Origin of the sequence: Streptomyces sp. NPDC006261 (assembly GCF_040613515.1) — a bacterium.
Classification (GTDB): domain Bacteria; phylum Actinomycetota; class Actinomycetes; order Streptomycetales; family Streptomycetaceae; genus Streptomyces.
Genome location: NZ_JBEXSI010000070.1, coordinates 1 through 15,130 on the forward strand (window position 1 = coordinate 1; position 15,130 = coordinate 15,130).

Consider the following 15,130-nt stretch of genomic DNA (forward strand, 5'->3'; position numbering starts at 1 on the left):
GCCCCGTACACCGGTGTACGGGACCCGCCCTGCCAGGTGTTCCGTGCGTCAGCGCCTGCGCGACGCACCGGTGCGCAGGCCGGAACCGACCCCCGCCACGTGCAGGGCGAGAAGGGTCAGACCGATGAGCATGACATTGGTCGATGCGAACACGTCGTTCGTCGAGATGTCCGCCGCGTTGATCAGGAAGGCGATGAAGAACAGAACTGCCGCAGCTATACCGAGCATGGTGATTCCCTTCCTAGTGTGGTGAACCCCGTATGCCCGTCAATCGCGGGGTCAGACGGCCCAGGGCGCGGAATGGGGGCGTGAGCACGTCACGGGAGTGCCCCGTTCGCCATCCCGCGCGCCCTGCCGGAGGCCACGGGCCGCAGCCAGGATGAGCCGACCGCGCAAGGTCCCGGCGAATCCGCGCACCTGCCCTCCGGCCGGTGGACACGCGGTGGAAGGAAACCACGTTGCTGCTTCTCATCTCCCCTGACGGTGTCGAAGAGGCCCTCGAGTGCGCGAAGGCGGCCGAACACCTCGACATCGTCGACGTCAAGAAGCCCGACGAGGGCTCGCTCGGCGCGAACTTCCCGTGGGTCATCCGAGAGATCCGCGGAGCGGTCCCGGCGGACAAGCCGGTCTCCGCCACCGTGGGGGACGTACCGTACAAGCCCGGCACGGTGGCCCAGGCGGCGCTCGGCGCGGCCGTCTCCGGAGCCACGTACATCAAGGTCGGCCTCTACGGATGCACGACGCCCGACCAGGCCGTCGAGGTCATGAGCGGGGTCGTCCGGGCCGTGAAGGACTACCGGCCGGACGCGTTCGTCGTCGCCTCGGGGTACGCCGACGCGCACCGGATCGGTTGCGTCAACCCGCTCGCGCTGCCGGACATCGCCCGTCGCTCCGGCTCCGACGCGGCGATGCTCGACACCGCGGTCAAGGACGGGACCCGGCTGTTCGACCACGTTTCTCCGGAGGCGTGCGCGGAGTTCGTCCGGCTGGCCCACGAGGCCCGTCTGCTCGCCGCCCTGGCGGGCAGCGTGAAGGTGGAGGACCTCGCGACGCTGACCCGTATCGGGACGGACATCGTGGGTGTGCGCGGGGCGGTCTGCGAGGGGGGCGACCGCAACACCGGCAGGATCCAGCCGCGGCTGGTGGCCGCCTTCCGGGCGGAGATGGACCGGCATGCCCGGGAGCACGCGACCACGGCGGTCGCGCTCTGACCACCGGCGTGGACCCCCGTAGGCCCCTCGCCGGAACAGGTCCTCCTCAGTCCCATGCCGGCCCCCGCCCCCGCGGCGAGCACTTCGCCGTCGTCGACCCGGCGACGGGCGAGGCCTTCGGCGAGGCGCCCGACCGGCGGCCAAAGGAGCTGGACGACGTCGTCGCGCGGGCCCACGAGGCCTGGCGGAGCTGGCGGTCCGACCCCGCCGTCCGCGCCACCGCCCTGCTCGCCTCGGCCGACGCCGTGGAGGCGGCCGGGGCGGACCTCGCTCCCCTGCTCACCCGCGAACAGGGCAAACCGCTGGCCGAGTCGTACGCGGAGGTCGCCCGTACGGCGGCCCGCCTGCGCTACTTCGCCGGCATGGCCCCCGAAATCCGGACGATCGCGGACGGCAGGCCGGTGCACAGCGAGATCCGCTGGCGGTCGCTCGGGCCGGTCGCCGCCATCGTCCCGTGGAACTTTCCCCTCCAGCTCGCTTCGGCGAAGTTCGCGCCCGCCCTCACCGCGGGCAACACGGTGGTGCTCAAGCCCTCCCCCTTCACCCCGCTCGCCACCCGGCTGCTGGGGTCCGTCCTGTCCGCCACGCTCCCCGAAGGCGTGCTGGCGGTCGTCACCGGCCGCGAGCCCCTCGGCGCCGTCCTGGCGTCGCACCCGGGGATCCGCCATGTGACGTTCACCGGTTCGGTGCCCACCGGGCGGGCCGTCGCCAGGGCCGCGGCGCCCGGCCTCGCCCGGGTCACCCTGGAGCTGGGCGGGAACGACGCCGCCGTGCTGCTGGACGACGTGGACGTGGAGAAGATCGCCGACCGGCTGTTCTGGGCGGCGTTCCGCAACTGCGGGCAGGTGTGCATGGCGGTCAAGCGCGTGTACGCCCCGGCCCGCCTCCACTCCCAGGTGGTCGAGGCCCTCGCGGAACGGGCGAAGACCGTCGTCGTCGGGGCCGGTCTCGACCCCGGCACGGAGCTGGGGCCTCTGAACAACGCCGCCCAACTGGCCCGGGTGGAACGGTGCACGGCCCAGGCGCTGGCGGCCGGGGCCCGTGCCGTGGCCGGTGGCCACCGGCTGGACCGGCCGGGCTACTTCTACGCCCCGACCATCCTGGCCGATGTCCCGGCCGGCAGCCAGGTGGTGACGGAGGAGCAGTTCGGTCCGGTCCTGCCGGTGCTGCCGTACCGGAGCCTGGACGAAGCCGTCGAAGCGGCCAACGCCACCCCCTTCGGGCTGGGCGGTTCGGTGTGGGGAACCGACCTGGACCGGGCCGGAGCGGTGGCCGACCGGCTGGAGTGCGGGACGGCGTGGATCAACCACCACGCCGAACTGTCCCTCGCCCAGCCCTTCGCCGGTGTCAAGGAGAGCGGTGTCGGCGTCGCGGGCGGGCCGTGGGGGCTCTACGGGAACCTCAGGCCCTTCGTCGTACACCGTCCGCGGGAGGGCTGACGATGAGGTTCGATGCGGCGGTACTGCGCTCGTACGAGGACCCGTTCGCCGTCGAGGAGGTGATCCTGAACGCGGGGCCGGCCGAGGGTGAGATCCTGGTCCGGATCGCGGGCTGCGGGATGTGCCGGACCGATCTGGCCGTCCGGCGTTCGGCGGGCCGCTCACCGCTGCCGGCGGTCCTCGGCCATGAGGGGGCCGGGGTGGTGGTGGAGACGGGTGGCCCGCACACCGGTCTCGTCGCCGGCGACCATGTCGTGCTGAGCTTCGACTCCTGCGGACGGTGCCGGAGCTGCCTGGGCGCGGCCCCCGCCTACTGCGACCGGTTCGCCCCGCTCAATCTCCTCGGCGGGCGCCCGGAGAACGCGGCGCGGTTCACCGACGCGGCCGGGGGCGCTCTGGCCCCGCGGTGGTTCGGCCAGTCCTCCTTCGCCGCGTACGCGATGGTCCCGGCCCGCAACGCCGTACGGGTCGATCCCTCGCTCCCTCTCTCCCTGCTCGGGCCGCTCGGCTGCGGCTTCCTCACCGGCGCCGGAGCGGTCCTCAACTCCTTCGGCGCCGGCCCCGGCGACACGGTCGCGGTCTTCGGCGCGGGGGCGGTGGGCCTGGCCGCGGTCATGGCGGCGACCGCCTCCGGGGCGGTGGCCGTGGCGGTGGACCGGCACCCGGAACGGCTGGCCCTCGCCGAGAAGCTGAACGCGGTCCCGGTGCACTCGGAGTCTGCCGGCCTGCCGGGCCGCATCCAGCGGCTGACGGACGGCGGCGCGCAGTACGCGCTGGACACCACGGGTTCCGCCCAGTTGATCAACGACGCGCTCCGGGCGCTGCGCCCGACCGGCCATCTGGGGCTGGTGGCCCGGCTGCACACCGCGCTGCCGCTCGAACCGGGGACCCTGGACCGTGGCCGGAAGATCTCCCACATCTGCGAGGGGGATGCGGTGCCAGGGCTGCTGATCCCGCGGCTGACCGCGCTGTGGCAGGCCGGGCGGTTCCCCTTCGACCAGCTGATCCGTACGTATCCGCTCGCCGACATCAACGAGGCCGAACGCGACTGCGAGGCGGGCCTCGTGGTCAAGCCGGTCCTGATTCCGCACCAGGCGTGATCTCTACTCGCACCAAGAGGAGTGCACATGGTCGATACAGCGCACCGGAACGCCGGTGTGGAAGGTGTGGCAGGAGGGGTCGGTGTGACCGCCCTTCTGGTCGCCGCCGCGCGGGCGATCGAGACGCACCGCCCCGACAGCCTGGCGCAGGACGCCTACGCGGAGCACTTCGTGCGCGCCGCCCCGGCGTCCGCGGGCTGGCCGGTCCACCCACGGGAGGTGCCGGACGGGGACGCGAACCCGCTGTGGGGACGGTTCGCGCGGTACTTCGGGCTGCGGACCCGGGTCCTCGACGACTTCCTGCTCCAGTCGGTGCATACGGGGAACGTCCGCCAGGTGGTCCTACTCGGGGCGGGGCTGGATTCGCGTGCGTTCCGGCTCGACTGGCCTCCCGGCTGTGTGATCTTCGAGATCGACCGGGGAGAGGTGCTGGCGTTCAAGCACCAGGTGCTCGGCGGTCTGTCGGCCACCCCGAAGGCGGCGCGCGTTCCGCTCCCGATGGATCTGCGCGCCGACTGGGCCGGCGCCCTGCCCGGCGCCGGCTTCGACCCGGCCGCGCCGAGCGTCTGGCTGGTCGAGGGGCTGCTGTTCTATCTGCCCCCCGCCGCCGAGAGCTACCTCATCGATACGGTGGACCGGCTGAGCGCGGGGGGAAGCGCGCTGGCCTTCGAGGTCAAGCTCGACAAGGACCTGCTGGAGTACCGGGACAGCCCGCTCTACACGTCGACGCACCGCCAACTCGGCATCGACCTGCTCGACCTGTTCGACAGGGAGACACGGCCCGACTCCGCCGGTGATCTGGCGGACAAGGGCTGGTCCACCGCGGTCCACACCCCCTTCGACTTCACCCGTCGGCACGGCCGCGGCCCGCTGCCCGAGCAGAACGACGCGCTGGCGGGCAACCGGTGGGTGTTCGCGGACAAGCCGCTGCGGACGTAGACGCGGACCGCGTGCGCGGCATTCCGGGGAGATCCGTCACCCTCGTGCGTCGCGCAGCCGAAGAGGTACCTGGCGGTCTCAGGTCACCGAGCTCGGCGAGGAGACCCAGGTCACGGTCGAGGGCAAGGGCTACCAGCCCGGTCGCAGTGTCTACCTGGGGCAGTCCGTCGCCCCAGCCCCTGTCGCGTACCGCCCGGTCAGGCGCACCCTTCCCGGACGGCCGGTCACCGCAGGCAACTCGCCCGCAGGTGACCGGCCGTCCGGCCCTTCACCCCGCCTCGCCCGCCCCGCGCTGCCGGGGCCGTACGAGAGACACGAGCCCGCTCCCGTAGGCCGAACGGGCGGGCCGTCGCTTCCCGGGACGCCTCCTCGGGTGTTTCTCCGCCGGGAGGGTGCAACTGTCGTGATCGTCTCTGACCACCGCTTCCTTCCCCGCGCGGCCCGCGCGCCCGATCAGCCCTGCCTCACCGCATCCGAACGGGGTAGGTGTGCGGAAGGAGTGGCGAACGGTTCGCCGCCCAACCTGACCGGAAGGACGTGAGATGGCCCGCATCCCGGCCGTGGAACACGCCTTCGCCGCCGGCCCGCTCCCGGCGGGCCCCGGACCGTCGGCCACGGGCGCCGGGGCCGTCGACGCGGACGTGGCCGGCGCCGTCCTGCGCACCGCCCGGGCGGTGCTCTCGGAAAGGGTCGCCCAGGCGTCCGAGATCGACGCCTCGTTCGCCGGGGACCTGGCCGGGCGGGTGGCCGACTTCACGCTGGACGGGGGCAAGCGGATGCGTCCCCGCCTCCTGTGGTGGGGGATGCGGGCCTGCGGTGCGGCGGACGCCGGGTCCACCGCGGCCGCGCTGCGGCTGGGGGTCGCGCTGGAGCTCATCCAGACCTGCGCGCTGATCCACGACGACGTGATGGACCGCTCGCGGCTGCGCCGGGGAAAGCCCGCCATGCACATCGGCCTCGCCGGCCGGGCGGGGCTGTCCCCGGACTCGGAGCGAGGCTCCGCGTTCGGCACCTCCGCCGCCGTGCTGGCCGGGGATCTCGCGCTGGCCTGGGCGGACGACACCGTCACGGAGACGGCGCTGCCCGCCCCCGTACGCCACCGGATCCGGTCCATCTGGCGCTCCCTGCGGACCGAGATGGTCGCCGGGCAGTACCTTGACCTGCACGGCCAGGCCACCGGTGGCTCCTCGGCGGCGCGGGCGATACGGACCGCCTGTCTCAAGAGCGCCCTGTACTCCGTCGAGCGGCCCCTGGCGATCGGGGCCGCCCTGGCCGACGCCGATGAGCGCACCACGGCCGCACTGCGTTCGGCCGGCCGGTGCGCCGGGATCGCCTTCCAGCTCCGGGACGACCTGCTCGGGGTCTTCGGAGACCCGGCGCGGACCGGGAAACCGTCCGGCGACGACGTCCGCGAGGGCAAGCCGACCTACCTCCTCGCCGTCGCCCGGGAGCGGGCCGAGGCCGCGGGCGACGAAGGGGCGCTGGCCGTCCTCGGCCGCGCCGTGGGCAACGCCGACGTCACCGAGGAGGATCTCGCGGACGTACGCGGGGTCTTCGAGGCGACCGGCGCGCGCGCTCATGTGGAGCGGAAGGCGGAGCGCCTCCGCGACCACGCCGTACGCCGCCTGGGCGAAGCCGTCGACCTGGACGCGCACGGCGGACGGCAGCTGCTCGGCCTGCTGCACACCGTCTCCGGCAGTCGCTCAGGGAACTCCCCCGATGACATGCGCGAGCGCGACACCCTGGCGGCCACGACCCGGGTCCTGACCCCCGCCGAAGGAGGACGTGTCCGGTGATCACGGTCAAGGGGCCCGTCGACCACGTGGTGGTGGTCGGTGCCGGTCTGGCGGGGCTGGCCGCGACCCTCCATCTCCTCGGCGCGGGCCGCCGGGTCACGGTGGTCGAGCGGGACGCCGGGCCCGGTGGCCGGGCCGGGCTGCTGGAGTCGGGCGGCTTCCGCATCGACACCGGTCCGACCGTGCTGACCATGCCGGACCTGGTGGAAGAGGCCTTCGCCGCCGTCGGGGACCGACTGGCCGACCGGCTGGAGCTGATCCCGCTGGACCCCGCCTACCGGGCCAGGTTCGCCGACGGGTCCCAGCTCGACGTGCACACCGACGGGGCAGCGATGGAGGCCGCGGTCGAGCAGTTCGCCGGGGCCCGGCAGGCGGTCGGCTACCGGCGGCTGAGGGTCTGGCTGGAGCGCCTCTACCGGGTGCAGATGCGCCGTTTCATCGACGCCAACTTCGACTCGCCGCTCCAGCTCGCCCACCCCGATCTCGCGCGGCTCGCCGCCCTCGGCGGTTTCGGCCGGCTCGACGCGCGGATCGGACACTTCGTCTCGGACGAACGGCTGCGCAGGATCTTCTCGTTCCAGGCACTGTACGCGGGCGTCCCGCCGGCCCGGGCACTCGCGGCGTACGCCGTCATCGCCTACATGGACACGGTAGCCGGGGTGTACTTCCCCAAGGGCGGGATGCACGCGCTGCCCCGGGCGATGGCGGACTCGGCCGCCGAGGCGGGGGCTGCGTTCCGGTACGGGCAGACCGTGACCCGGCTGGAGCGTTCGGGTGAACGGGTCACCGCCGTCGTCACCGACCGGGAGCGCATCCCCTGCGACGCGGTGGTGCTGACCCCCGATCTCCCCGTCACCTACCGGCTGCTCGGCCGCTCCCCCCACCGGCCCCTGCGCCTCCGCCACTCGCCGTCCGCGGTGATTCTGCACGCGGGCACGGACCGCACCTGGCCGGATCTGGCACACCACACCATCTCGTTCGGCGCGGCCTGGAAGAGCACCTTCCGCGAACTCACCCGCACCGGGGAGCTGATGTCGGACCCCTCCCTCCTCATCACCCGGCCCACCGCCACCGACCCCTCCCTCGCCCCGCCCGGCAAGCACCTCCACTACGTGCTGGCGCCCTGCCCGAACACCGAGATCGGGCCGGGCGTGCGGGAGTGGGGGGAGCTGGGGCCCCGCTACCGGGACGAGCTCCTGGCCGAGCTGGAGCGCCGCGAGATGCCCGGGCTGGGCGCGGCGATCGAGGAGGAGGGGCTGGTCACGCCGGTCGACTGGACCGCCCAGGGGCATGCGGCGGGCACCCCGTTCTCCGTGGCCCACACGTTCCCGCAGACCGGCCCGTTCCGCCCGCGCAACCTGGTGCGGGGCACGGTCAACGCCGTCCTCGCGGGGTGCGGCACCACGCCCGGCGTCGGCGTGCCGACCGTCCTGCTCTCCGGGAAGCTGGCAGCGGAAAGGATCACCGGCCCCCGTACCGTCTGGAGAGGCACTGCTGCATGACCGTCCGTGAACTCGACGCCGCCGGCATCCACGAACCCGTCCTCCGCGCGGCGTACGCCCGCTGCCGGGAACTCAACGCACGCCACGGCAAGACGTACTTCCTCGCGACGCGGCTGCTGCCCGTCGACCGGCGCCCGGCGGTCCACGCCCTGTACGGCTTCGCCCGCTGGGCCGACGACATCGTGGACGATCTGGACAGTACGGCCACCCCTGGGGAGCGTGGTCGCGCCCTGCTCGCCCTGGAGGCCCAGCTGGAGGCAGGGCTGCGGCGGGACCGGGCCACCGAGCCGGTGATCCGCGCCCTCGCCGACACCGCTCGGCGGTACGGCATCGACCGCCGGCACTTCGCCGACTTCCTGGCCTCCATGCGCAGCGATCTGACGGTCGGCGGATACGCCTCGTACGAGGAGCTCGGCCGGTACATGCACGGCTCGGCCGCCGTGATCGGCCTCCAGATGCTGCCGGTGCTCGGGACGGTAAGGCCGCGCGAGGAGGCCGCTCCGCACGCGGCCGCGCTCGGTGTCGCCTTCCAGCTGACCAACTTTCTGCGGGACGTGGGCGAGGACCTGGACCGAGGCCGGCTCTATCTGCCGACCGAGCTGCTGACCGCGCACGGGGTGGGCCGGGAGCGCTTCGAGTGGAGCCGGAGGACGGGGACCCGGGACGCGCGGATCACCGACGTCCTGCGGGCCGCGGCCGCCCACAACCGGGCCGTGTACCGGGACGCCCTGCCCGGGATCGCGATGCTCGCCCCGGTGTCGCGGCCCTGTATCCGTACCGCGTTCGTGCTCTACAGCGGCATCCTGGACGCGATCGAGGCCGACGGGTACGCGGTCCTGCACCGCCGGTCGGTCGTCCCGCGGCGACGACGGGCCGTCGTGGCGGTGGACGGGCTGGTGCGGGCGGTCGCCGCACGGGCGGTGCGGCGGCGTGGAGGCGAAGGGCCGGTCGCGGAACCCTGTGCCTCCCCGTCGTCCCGGCCGCGCGTGGCCCCCGTACACGAGGAGGCGGTATGAGCCCCGCGGCAGGACGCCCCCGGCCCGGCCGTGTTCCGTTGCGGCTGCGGCGCGCGCCCGTCCCGTGGGAACGGCAGGCACCGACGTGGCGCGAGGCGAAGCCGGGGCTCATCGCGGACGCCCTCAAGCGGGCGCAGGCCCGGCCGTCCGGCAACTGGTACGTCATCGGCGCCTCACGCGACCTTCCTCCGGGCCGGACCCTCGGCGTCACGGTCGGCTCCACCGAGGTGGTCGCGTGGCGGGACGGCGAGGGGAAGCTCCGCACCGGGCCGGGAGCGTGCCCGCACCTGGGAGCGCCGCTGCGCGACAGCCCCGTCCGCTGCGGCACGCTGGTCTGCCACTGGCACGGGCTGGCCCTGGACGGCGGGCCGTTCGCCGGGTGGGAGCCCTACCCGGCCTTCGACGACGGGGTCCTGCTCTGGGTACGGCTGGACCGGGTGGGCGGCGAGACGCCTTCGGAGCGGCCGTACGTTCCGGTCCGGCCGAGGGTCCGGGACGCCGTGGAGGCGGTCTGCACGGGCGTGGGCGGCTGCGAGCCGGAGGACGTGGTGGCCAACCGGCTCGACCCGTGGCACGGGGCGTGGTTCCACCCGTACTCCTTCGTGGATCTGACGGTGACCGGGACGCCCGCCGACTCCCCGGAGGACGACGGCGGCTTCATGGTCGACGTGTCCTTCAAGGTCGCCGGGCGGCTGGTGGTCCCGGTCAGGGCGCGGTTCACGGCGCCCGAGCCCCGTACGGTCGTCATGCACATCGTCGAGGGCGAGGGCGCGGGGTCCGTTGTGGAGACGCACGCCACTCCCCTGGCCCCGGACGAGCGGGGGCGGCCCCGAACCGCCGTGACGGAGGCGCTGGTCGCGGCCTCGGACCGTCGCGGGTTCGCCGTAGCCCGGGCGGCCGCGCCGCTGCTGCGCCCGCTGATGCGTGCCTCGGCCGGCCGGTTGTGGCGGGACGACCTGGCGTACGCGGAGAGGCGTTGGGAGCTCCGCGCCGCCGGACGTCTCCCGGGCTGACGGTCCGCAGCCCTTCCTTACGTCAGCCGGCCCCCAGCCCCGCCAGTCGGCGCATCGCCGCCGAGCGCCCCGCACGCGGGACGGTCCAGAGCGTCTGACCGCGTACGCCCCACCGCTCCAGCAAGGCGTTCGCGGCGAGGAATCCGCTGGTGGCCGCGCGTTCCATCAGCGCCACCGGCAGCCCGGTGCGGACCATGTCCCCGGCCACCGTGACGGCGGGGTCGGGGCTGCGTACGGCCGGCCGGTCCCGGTAGCCGTCCACGGGGAACATCGGGCAGTCCGCCCGCCATTCGTGGCGCTCGTCGACGATGCGGGCGCTCTGCGTCTCCGGGTAGATCCGGTGCAGTTGCCGGAGGGCCTCCGTCTGTACGGCTCCCCGGTCGGCGTCCGGCGCGACGGCGTACGCGTGCAGCTCGACGACCGAGCCCTTGGTGCGCCAGGCCCAGCGGGCGGCCTCGCCCTCCCAGCGGTCCAGGACGCTGACGTTGTCCAGGGGCCCGTAGCCGCTGGTGCCCAGGAAACCCGGCCGGTCGTACGCCACCGGCCGGTCGAGCCAGAGCCGGGAGACCAGGAACGGCGGGGCGGTACGCAGCCGGTCGATCCCGGCCCGCCAGTCGGCGTCGCCCAGCTCCGGGGATGCGGCGACGACACGGCGCAGGCCGCCGCTGTCCAGGGCGAGGACGAGGGCGTCGTACCGGGTGGTGCGGTCGTCCGTGGTGACGTCCAGCCCGCCGTCGGGCAGCGGCCGCACCTCCCGGACCGGTGTCCGTGTCCGTACGTCGACGCCGTGGCCTTCCAGGTAGCGGTGGAGGGGATCCCACAGGGCGGTGGGGAACGGCTCGTCGGGGACGTCGAAGAGCAGGCCCTCGCTGGAGCCGAGGAAGTAGATGTGGAACATCAGCACCAGTTCCGCCGCCGACAGTTCGCGCGGGTCGGCGAAGAAGCTGCGGGAGAAGACTTCGAACGCCAGGTGGTGGGCCGCTTCGGGAAAGCGGATACGGGTGAGGAAGTCATGGGCGCTGATGGAGTCGAGCCGGTCGTAGACCTCGGGCACCCGGACGTCCAGCAGCGGCAGGGCGGCTCGCGGGTTCATCCGGGCCAGGTCTCGCAGACCGAAGGTGGGGCTGAGTGCGACGAAGCCGAGGGCGCTGAGGGGAGGGGTGCGCGGCACCCGGGCGAAGCTGTCGTGGAGGCCGGAGCTGTGCCGGAGGGGGTAGTCGGGCAGCCGGGTCAGCGAGTCGAGGCCCGGGTCGACCCGGCGCAGCAGGCCACGCAGGTTGTAGTACTGCCGGAAGAAGGCGTGGAAGCCCCGGCTCATGGTGACGTTCGTGCCGTCGGCGAGCTCGGTGGGCCAGCCGGACAGCCGTCCGCCCAGGCTCGGTCCGCTCTCGTGGAGGGTGACGTGTACGCCGCGCTCCGCCAGCAGGGTGGCCGCCGCGAGCCCGGCGATGCCGCCGCCGACGACCGCCGCGGTGGGGGCCTGTCCCGTGAAGCGGGCGCGTCCGCCGGGGGCCGGTACCACGGCCGCCCGCCGGTCCCGGCCGCGCCGGTGGCCTGTGCCGCTGTCGCTGTCGCTGTCACGCAGGAACATCACACCCCCTCCCCCGCGCGGCCCACGAAGGTGTGGGTGATCCCCGCCTGCCAGCCGGGCAGCGGGAGGACGCGTACGTCGGCGAACCCGGCCCGGCGCAGCCGCCCCGCGAACGCGCAAGCCGTGTCGAACTCGATGACACTGCGCCGGAGATGGCTGTACAGCTCGGCGTCCCCGGCGAGCCGCCCGGCAGGCTGGACGATCGCGGCGCAGACCGTGTTCCACACGGCACGGTGGACGGGCGATCCCCCGAGCGTGTACTCGTGCACGGCGATGCGGCCGTCCGGGGCGAGCAGGCCGCGTACCAGGTCGAGGGCCGTGTCGGGGTCGGTGAGGTTGCGGAAGAGGTATCCGGCGAACACCGCGTCGAAAGAGCCGGGGCGCAGCCTGTCGGCCAGCTCCTCGACCGGGGCGTGCACGAAGTCGACGCCTGGCGGCCAGCTCTTCGCCACGGCCCGGTCCAGCATGCCGGCGGAGGCGTCGACGCCGGTGATCCGGGCGTACGGGGCGGCGGCGAGGAGCGCGGCCGTGGAGGCACCCGTTCCGCATCCCAGGTCGAGCACGCGCAGCCCGCGCCCGCCGTCGGGCAGCCCCAACCGGCGGGCGGAGCGGCGCAGGTGGGCGTGGTAGCCGGGGCTGGCCGCGACGAGGCGGTCGTAGGCGGCGGAGCCGTGATCGAAGGCCGCGGACAGTACGTCGTCCCGCAACAGGGTCATGGCGTGCTCTTCTCGTGGCCGGTCGGTGGGGACGGGGGCGGTTCGTGTCTGGTCAGGAAGGGAAGTTCGAGGACGGTACGCAGCATGGGAGCGACCGGGGTCCGCAGGCCGATCAGCAGGTCCTCGTGGAGGTGTGCGCTGCCGTCCAGGAAGCGGAGCAGCCGTTCGCCGGGGACGCCGCGGAAGAGCCGGGTGAAGAAGTCGGCGCCGTCCACCCGGCCGCTGTCCAGCGCCCGCAGCATCACCGCGTCCATCGCGCGGGGCCGGGCCCCGTACGGCGCGGGCATCCGCAGCTCGCGTCCGGCGCGGAGCCGACCGGCGACGGACCGGCTCTGCCGCTGCACGGCCGCGAAGGTGTATCCGGTGGAGGGGCGGGTCGCGCCTCCGGCGGTTCCGATGCGGTGCACGGAGCGCCCCTCTCGGCGCGGGAAGTGGCCGTCCGTCATGGGGATGACACCACGCTCCTGTGCGGTGACCCGGAACTCCCCCAGTTTCAGGACTTCCTGGGTGTAGTGGCGCAGGGCACGCAGGTAGTCCTCGGTGGCCAGCGGGGCGGGCGAGAACTCGGTGTACTCGACCAGGGCGGTCTGCGGGTCGAGCGGCAGGACGTAGCCGAACGAGAGTCCTCGCGAGGGCTGCGGCGTACGGAAGTCCATCAGGTCCGCGGTCTGCGGGTCGAAGGAGGGGCGCTCGGTGCGGACGAACCAGCCCATGAAGTGCTGGAGGAGGGTGGTGCGGGCGGGCGGCAGACGGCGGGGCGGGCGCGAGTCGAAGACCCGGCGGCCGCGTACGAGAACCCGTCCGCCCTGGGCGAGCACTTCCCCGCCGCCGCCGGGCGCGTCGCGTACGGCGGTCACCGTCGCCTCGATCCGGCGGAAGGACGAGGCACCGGAGAACCGACGGCCGACCAGGGCTTCGAAGGCGTCCGACCGCAGCATCTTGTAGCGGTAGGGGGACGGGTCGGTCACCGTGGCCGCCCCGTCGGCTGCCCGGACCCGCAGTCGCGGCCAGGAGGCAGCAAGAGCGGAGTCGTAGGCGCCGCCCGGCGGCTCCCAGTAGCACCACGTGCGCGGCGGCGGCCTCAAGGGCCCCGGCGGGGCGTCGACGAGCACGACCGACAGCGGGACGGCGCCGCCCGGCGCGCACAGGTGGTACGCCAGGCTCAACCCGGCCGCTCCGGCGCCCACGATGACGACGTCGGGGTCAGGCACGGCTCCCCTTTCGATTGGACGGGCACGGATCCCTCCGGCTGGCCAGGTACGGAATCCTTCCGCACCGAGGGGCCGGACGGATGCGTGCGACGCGCCCGTGTGCCGTCGGAAACCCGGTCAGTCCGCGGTGTGGTCCGGGTGCCCCCGCGTGCGCCGGGCTTCCTTCATCTCGGCCTCGTACAGGTGGTCGCGCCCCTCGGCGAGTTCGCCCCGGATCTCCTGCTCGACCGCACGGAACACGTCGTAGTACGTGGCGTTGTACTCCTCGACGATCTGGAAGGTCCAGTGTCCGGGGATGACGTTGCGGCCGAGGATCTCCCGCTCGACCCGGTCGGCCTGGTCGCCGTGCCCCGCCTCGCGGAGGAGCCGTACCGCGTCGTCGAGGGTGAGGTCGGCGCTGCCGGTGAGCTGGTGGAACGTGTAGAGGGCGCCGCGGGCCCGTTCGGTGGTCTCCAGCGCCTTCGAGAGGGCGCCGAGCGCCTCGACGGTCGTGTCGGTGACTCCGTCGGGGCGCTGGTGCCGTGGGTCGGGGGGCCGGGTTTCGGCGTTCATGGATCTCCTCGTCGACTTCGACGTCCGAGGGGCGGTTCCCTTCCCACCTTCCTCGTCACGGGCCCGCCACACCTGCCGTGAGCTCCACCCGGGCCAAGAGGTACCAACTTTTACCTTATTAGTCCGCATCACTCCCCTTAGGTTCCCTGAATGGGGAGGTTGAGGTAATCTTCGGTCGTATGGAGAGTGGGGAGCGTGAGCTGTACTCGATCGGCGAGGTGGCCGAACGGCTGGGTCTGCATGTGCGGACCGTCCGGAACTATGTGCGTGACGGGCGACTCAAAGCCGTCCGGATCGGCAAGCAGTACCGGATCAGCCGGGCGGACTTCGAGGCCCTGACCAGCAGTTCGACCACCGGTTCAGCCGACGCGGCACCCGGCGCGGCGGCGTCCGGTACCGACGACGGGCGGGGACACCTCGAGGTGTCGAGCATCGTGCAGATCGACGCGATCGGCCCAGACGCCGCGCACCGGCTGAGCACCTTCGTCACCGCGAGCGCCCAATCCCCCCGCGACGCACCCGACCCCCTGCGCGTCCAGACGGTCCACGACAAGGAACGAGCCCGGATGAAGATCGTGATTCTCGGCGGCGCCGCGGCCACCGCCGAGCTGCTGCACCTGATCGAGGGCGTACTCGGCCCGGAGAACGGGCTGCTCGACGGCGGACAGGAGGCGCACCGTGCCTGACCTCCTGGTGGACCACCACGGCACACCGGTGCTGGCCTGCTCCCCGGACGGCCCCTCGATCACCACCGTGCAGGACGCCCTCGACCAGTTGATCGGGCCCGCCTTTCAGGGCGCCGAGGTGGTCGCGGTCCCGGCGGAGCGGCTGGACGACCGCTTCTTCGACCTGAGCACCGGGGTCGCCGGCGCGATCCTCCAGAAGTTCTCCAACTACCGGCTCCGGCTGGTCGTCGTCGGGGACATCACCCGCCATCTGGCGGCGAGCTCGGCCCTGCCCGACCTGGTGCGCGAGGCCAACCGGGGCCGGGACATCTGGTTCGTGACCGACCTGGAGGCCCTGGCCGCTCGCCTGGCCCGGTAG

General features: G+C 73.5%; 15 protein-coding genes. 10 read left to right on the top strand and 5 right to left on the bottom strand.

The window, feature by feature from the left end; translation table 11 throughout:
* Positions 1-48: 48 nt before the first annotated feature.
* On the bottom strand, positions 49-228 hold the full coding sequence (locus tag ABZ154_RS30660; RefSeq protein ID WP_030565313.1) for a hypothetical protein: 180 nt from the start codon (positions 226-228) through the stop codon (positions 49-51).
* Between the two features lie 230 nt (positions 229-458).
* Between ABZ154_RS30660 and ABZ154_RS30665 the strand changes: the two genes are divergently transcribed.
* The 8 genes from ABZ154_RS30665 to ABZ154_RS30700 all read left to right on the top strand — a co-directional run bounded on the left by ABZ154_RS30665 (position 459) and on the right by ABZ154_RS30700 (position 10,016).
* A complete protein-coding gene (locus ABZ154_RS30665) occupies positions 459-1,211 on the top strand; it encodes a (5-formylfuran-3-yl)methyl phosphate synthase (protein WP_356837634.1) in 753 nt (250 codons plus the stop codon).
* 8 nt (positions 1,212-1,219) lie between these two features.
* Positions 1,220-2,650 (top strand): aldehyde dehydrogenase family protein, encoded by a 1,431-nt coding sequence (locus ABZ154_RS30670; protein WP_356837635.1) that lies wholly within the window; start codon positions 1,220-1,222, stop codon positions 2,648-2,650.
* 2 nt (positions 2,651-2,652) lie between these two features.
* Positions 2,653-3,750 (top strand): NAD(P)-dependent alcohol dehydrogenase, encoded by a 1,098-nt coding sequence (locus ABZ154_RS30675; RefSeq protein ID WP_356837636.1) that lies wholly within the window; start codon positions 2,653-2,655, stop codon positions 3,748-3,750.
* Between the two features lie 27 nt (positions 3,751-3,777).
* On the top strand, positions 3,778-4,689 hold the full coding sequence (locus ABZ154_RS30680; protein ID WP_356837637.1) for a class I SAM-dependent methyltransferase: 912 nt from the start codon (positions 3,778-3,780) through the stop codon (positions 4,687-4,689).
* 542 nt (positions 4,690-5,231) lie between these two features.
* Positions 5,232-6,485 carry a polyprenyl synthetase family protein gene (locus tag ABZ154_RS30685; RefSeq protein ID WP_356837638.1) on the top strand — a complete coding sequence of 418 codons (1,254 nt, stop codon included), beginning with the start codon at positions 5,232-5,234 and terminating at the stop codon, positions 6,483-6,485.
* Positions 6,482-7,987, top strand: a complete 1,506-nt coding sequence (locus ABZ154_RS30690; protein WP_356837639.1) for a phytoene desaturase — start codon at positions 6,482-6,484, stop codon at positions 7,985-7,987. The genes ABZ154_RS30685 and ABZ154_RS30690 overlap by 4 nt, the downstream gene beginning before the upstream one ends.
* Complete coding sequence (locus ABZ154_RS30695; RefSeq protein WP_356837640.1) at positions 7,984-9,003, top strand: phytoene/squalene synthase family protein; 1,020 nt, start codon at positions 7,984-7,986, stop codon at positions 9,001-9,003. The genes ABZ154_RS30690 and ABZ154_RS30695 overlap by 4 nt, the downstream gene beginning before the upstream one ends.
* Complete coding sequence (locus ABZ154_RS30700; RefSeq protein WP_356837641.1) at positions 9,000-10,016, top strand: DUF5914 domain-containing protein; 1,017 nt, start codon at positions 9,000-9,002, stop codon at positions 10,014-10,016. Before ABZ154_RS30695 ends, ABZ154_RS30700 begins: the two co-directional genes overlap by 4 nt.
* A gap of 22 nt (positions 10,017-10,038) precedes the next feature.
* On the opposite strand, the gene ABZ154_RS30705 is transcribed toward ABZ154_RS30700, so the two are convergent.
* The 4 genes from ABZ154_RS30705 to ABZ154_RS30720 all read right to left on the bottom strand — a co-directional run bounded on the left by ABZ154_RS30705 (position 10,039) and on the right by ABZ154_RS30720 (position 14,086).
* On the bottom strand, positions 10,039-11,607 hold the full coding sequence (locus ABZ154_RS30705) for an NAD(P)/FAD-dependent oxidoreductase (RefSeq protein ID WP_356837642.1): 1,569 nt from the start codon (positions 11,605-11,607) through the stop codon (positions 10,039-10,041).
* Positions 11,607-12,323, bottom strand: a complete 717-nt coding sequence (locus tag ABZ154_RS30710) for a class I SAM-dependent methyltransferase (protein ID WP_356837643.1) — start codon at positions 12,321-12,323, stop codon at positions 11,607-11,609. Before ABZ154_RS30710 ends, ABZ154_RS30705 begins: the two co-directional genes overlap by 1 nt.
* A complete protein-coding gene (locus tag ABZ154_RS30715) occupies positions 12,320-13,534 on the bottom strand; it encodes a lycopene cyclase family protein (protein ID WP_356837644.1) in 1,215 nt (404 codons plus the stop codon). The genes ABZ154_RS30710 and ABZ154_RS30715 overlap by 4 nt, the downstream gene beginning before the upstream one ends.
* 117 nt (positions 13,535-13,651) lie before the next feature.
* Positions 13,652-14,086, bottom strand: coding sequence for a hypothetical protein (locus ABZ154_RS30720; RefSeq protein ID WP_356837645.1), 435 nt, complete (start codon positions 14,084-14,086; stop codon positions 13,652-13,654).
* Positions 14,087-14,265: 179 nt separating this feature from the next.
* Between ABZ154_RS30720 and ABZ154_RS30725 the strand changes: the two genes are divergently transcribed.
* On the top strand, positions 14,266-14,772 hold the full coding sequence (locus tag ABZ154_RS30725; RefSeq protein ID WP_356837646.1) for a helix-turn-helix domain-containing protein: 507 nt from the start codon (positions 14,266-14,268) through the stop codon (positions 14,770-14,772).
* Positions 14,765-15,130 (top strand): DUF4180 domain-containing protein, encoded by a 366-nt coding sequence (locus ABZ154_RS30730; protein ID WP_356837647.1) that lies wholly within the window; start codon positions 14,765-14,767, stop codon positions 15,128-15,130. The genes ABZ154_RS30725 and ABZ154_RS30730 overlap by 8 nt, the downstream gene beginning before the upstream one ends.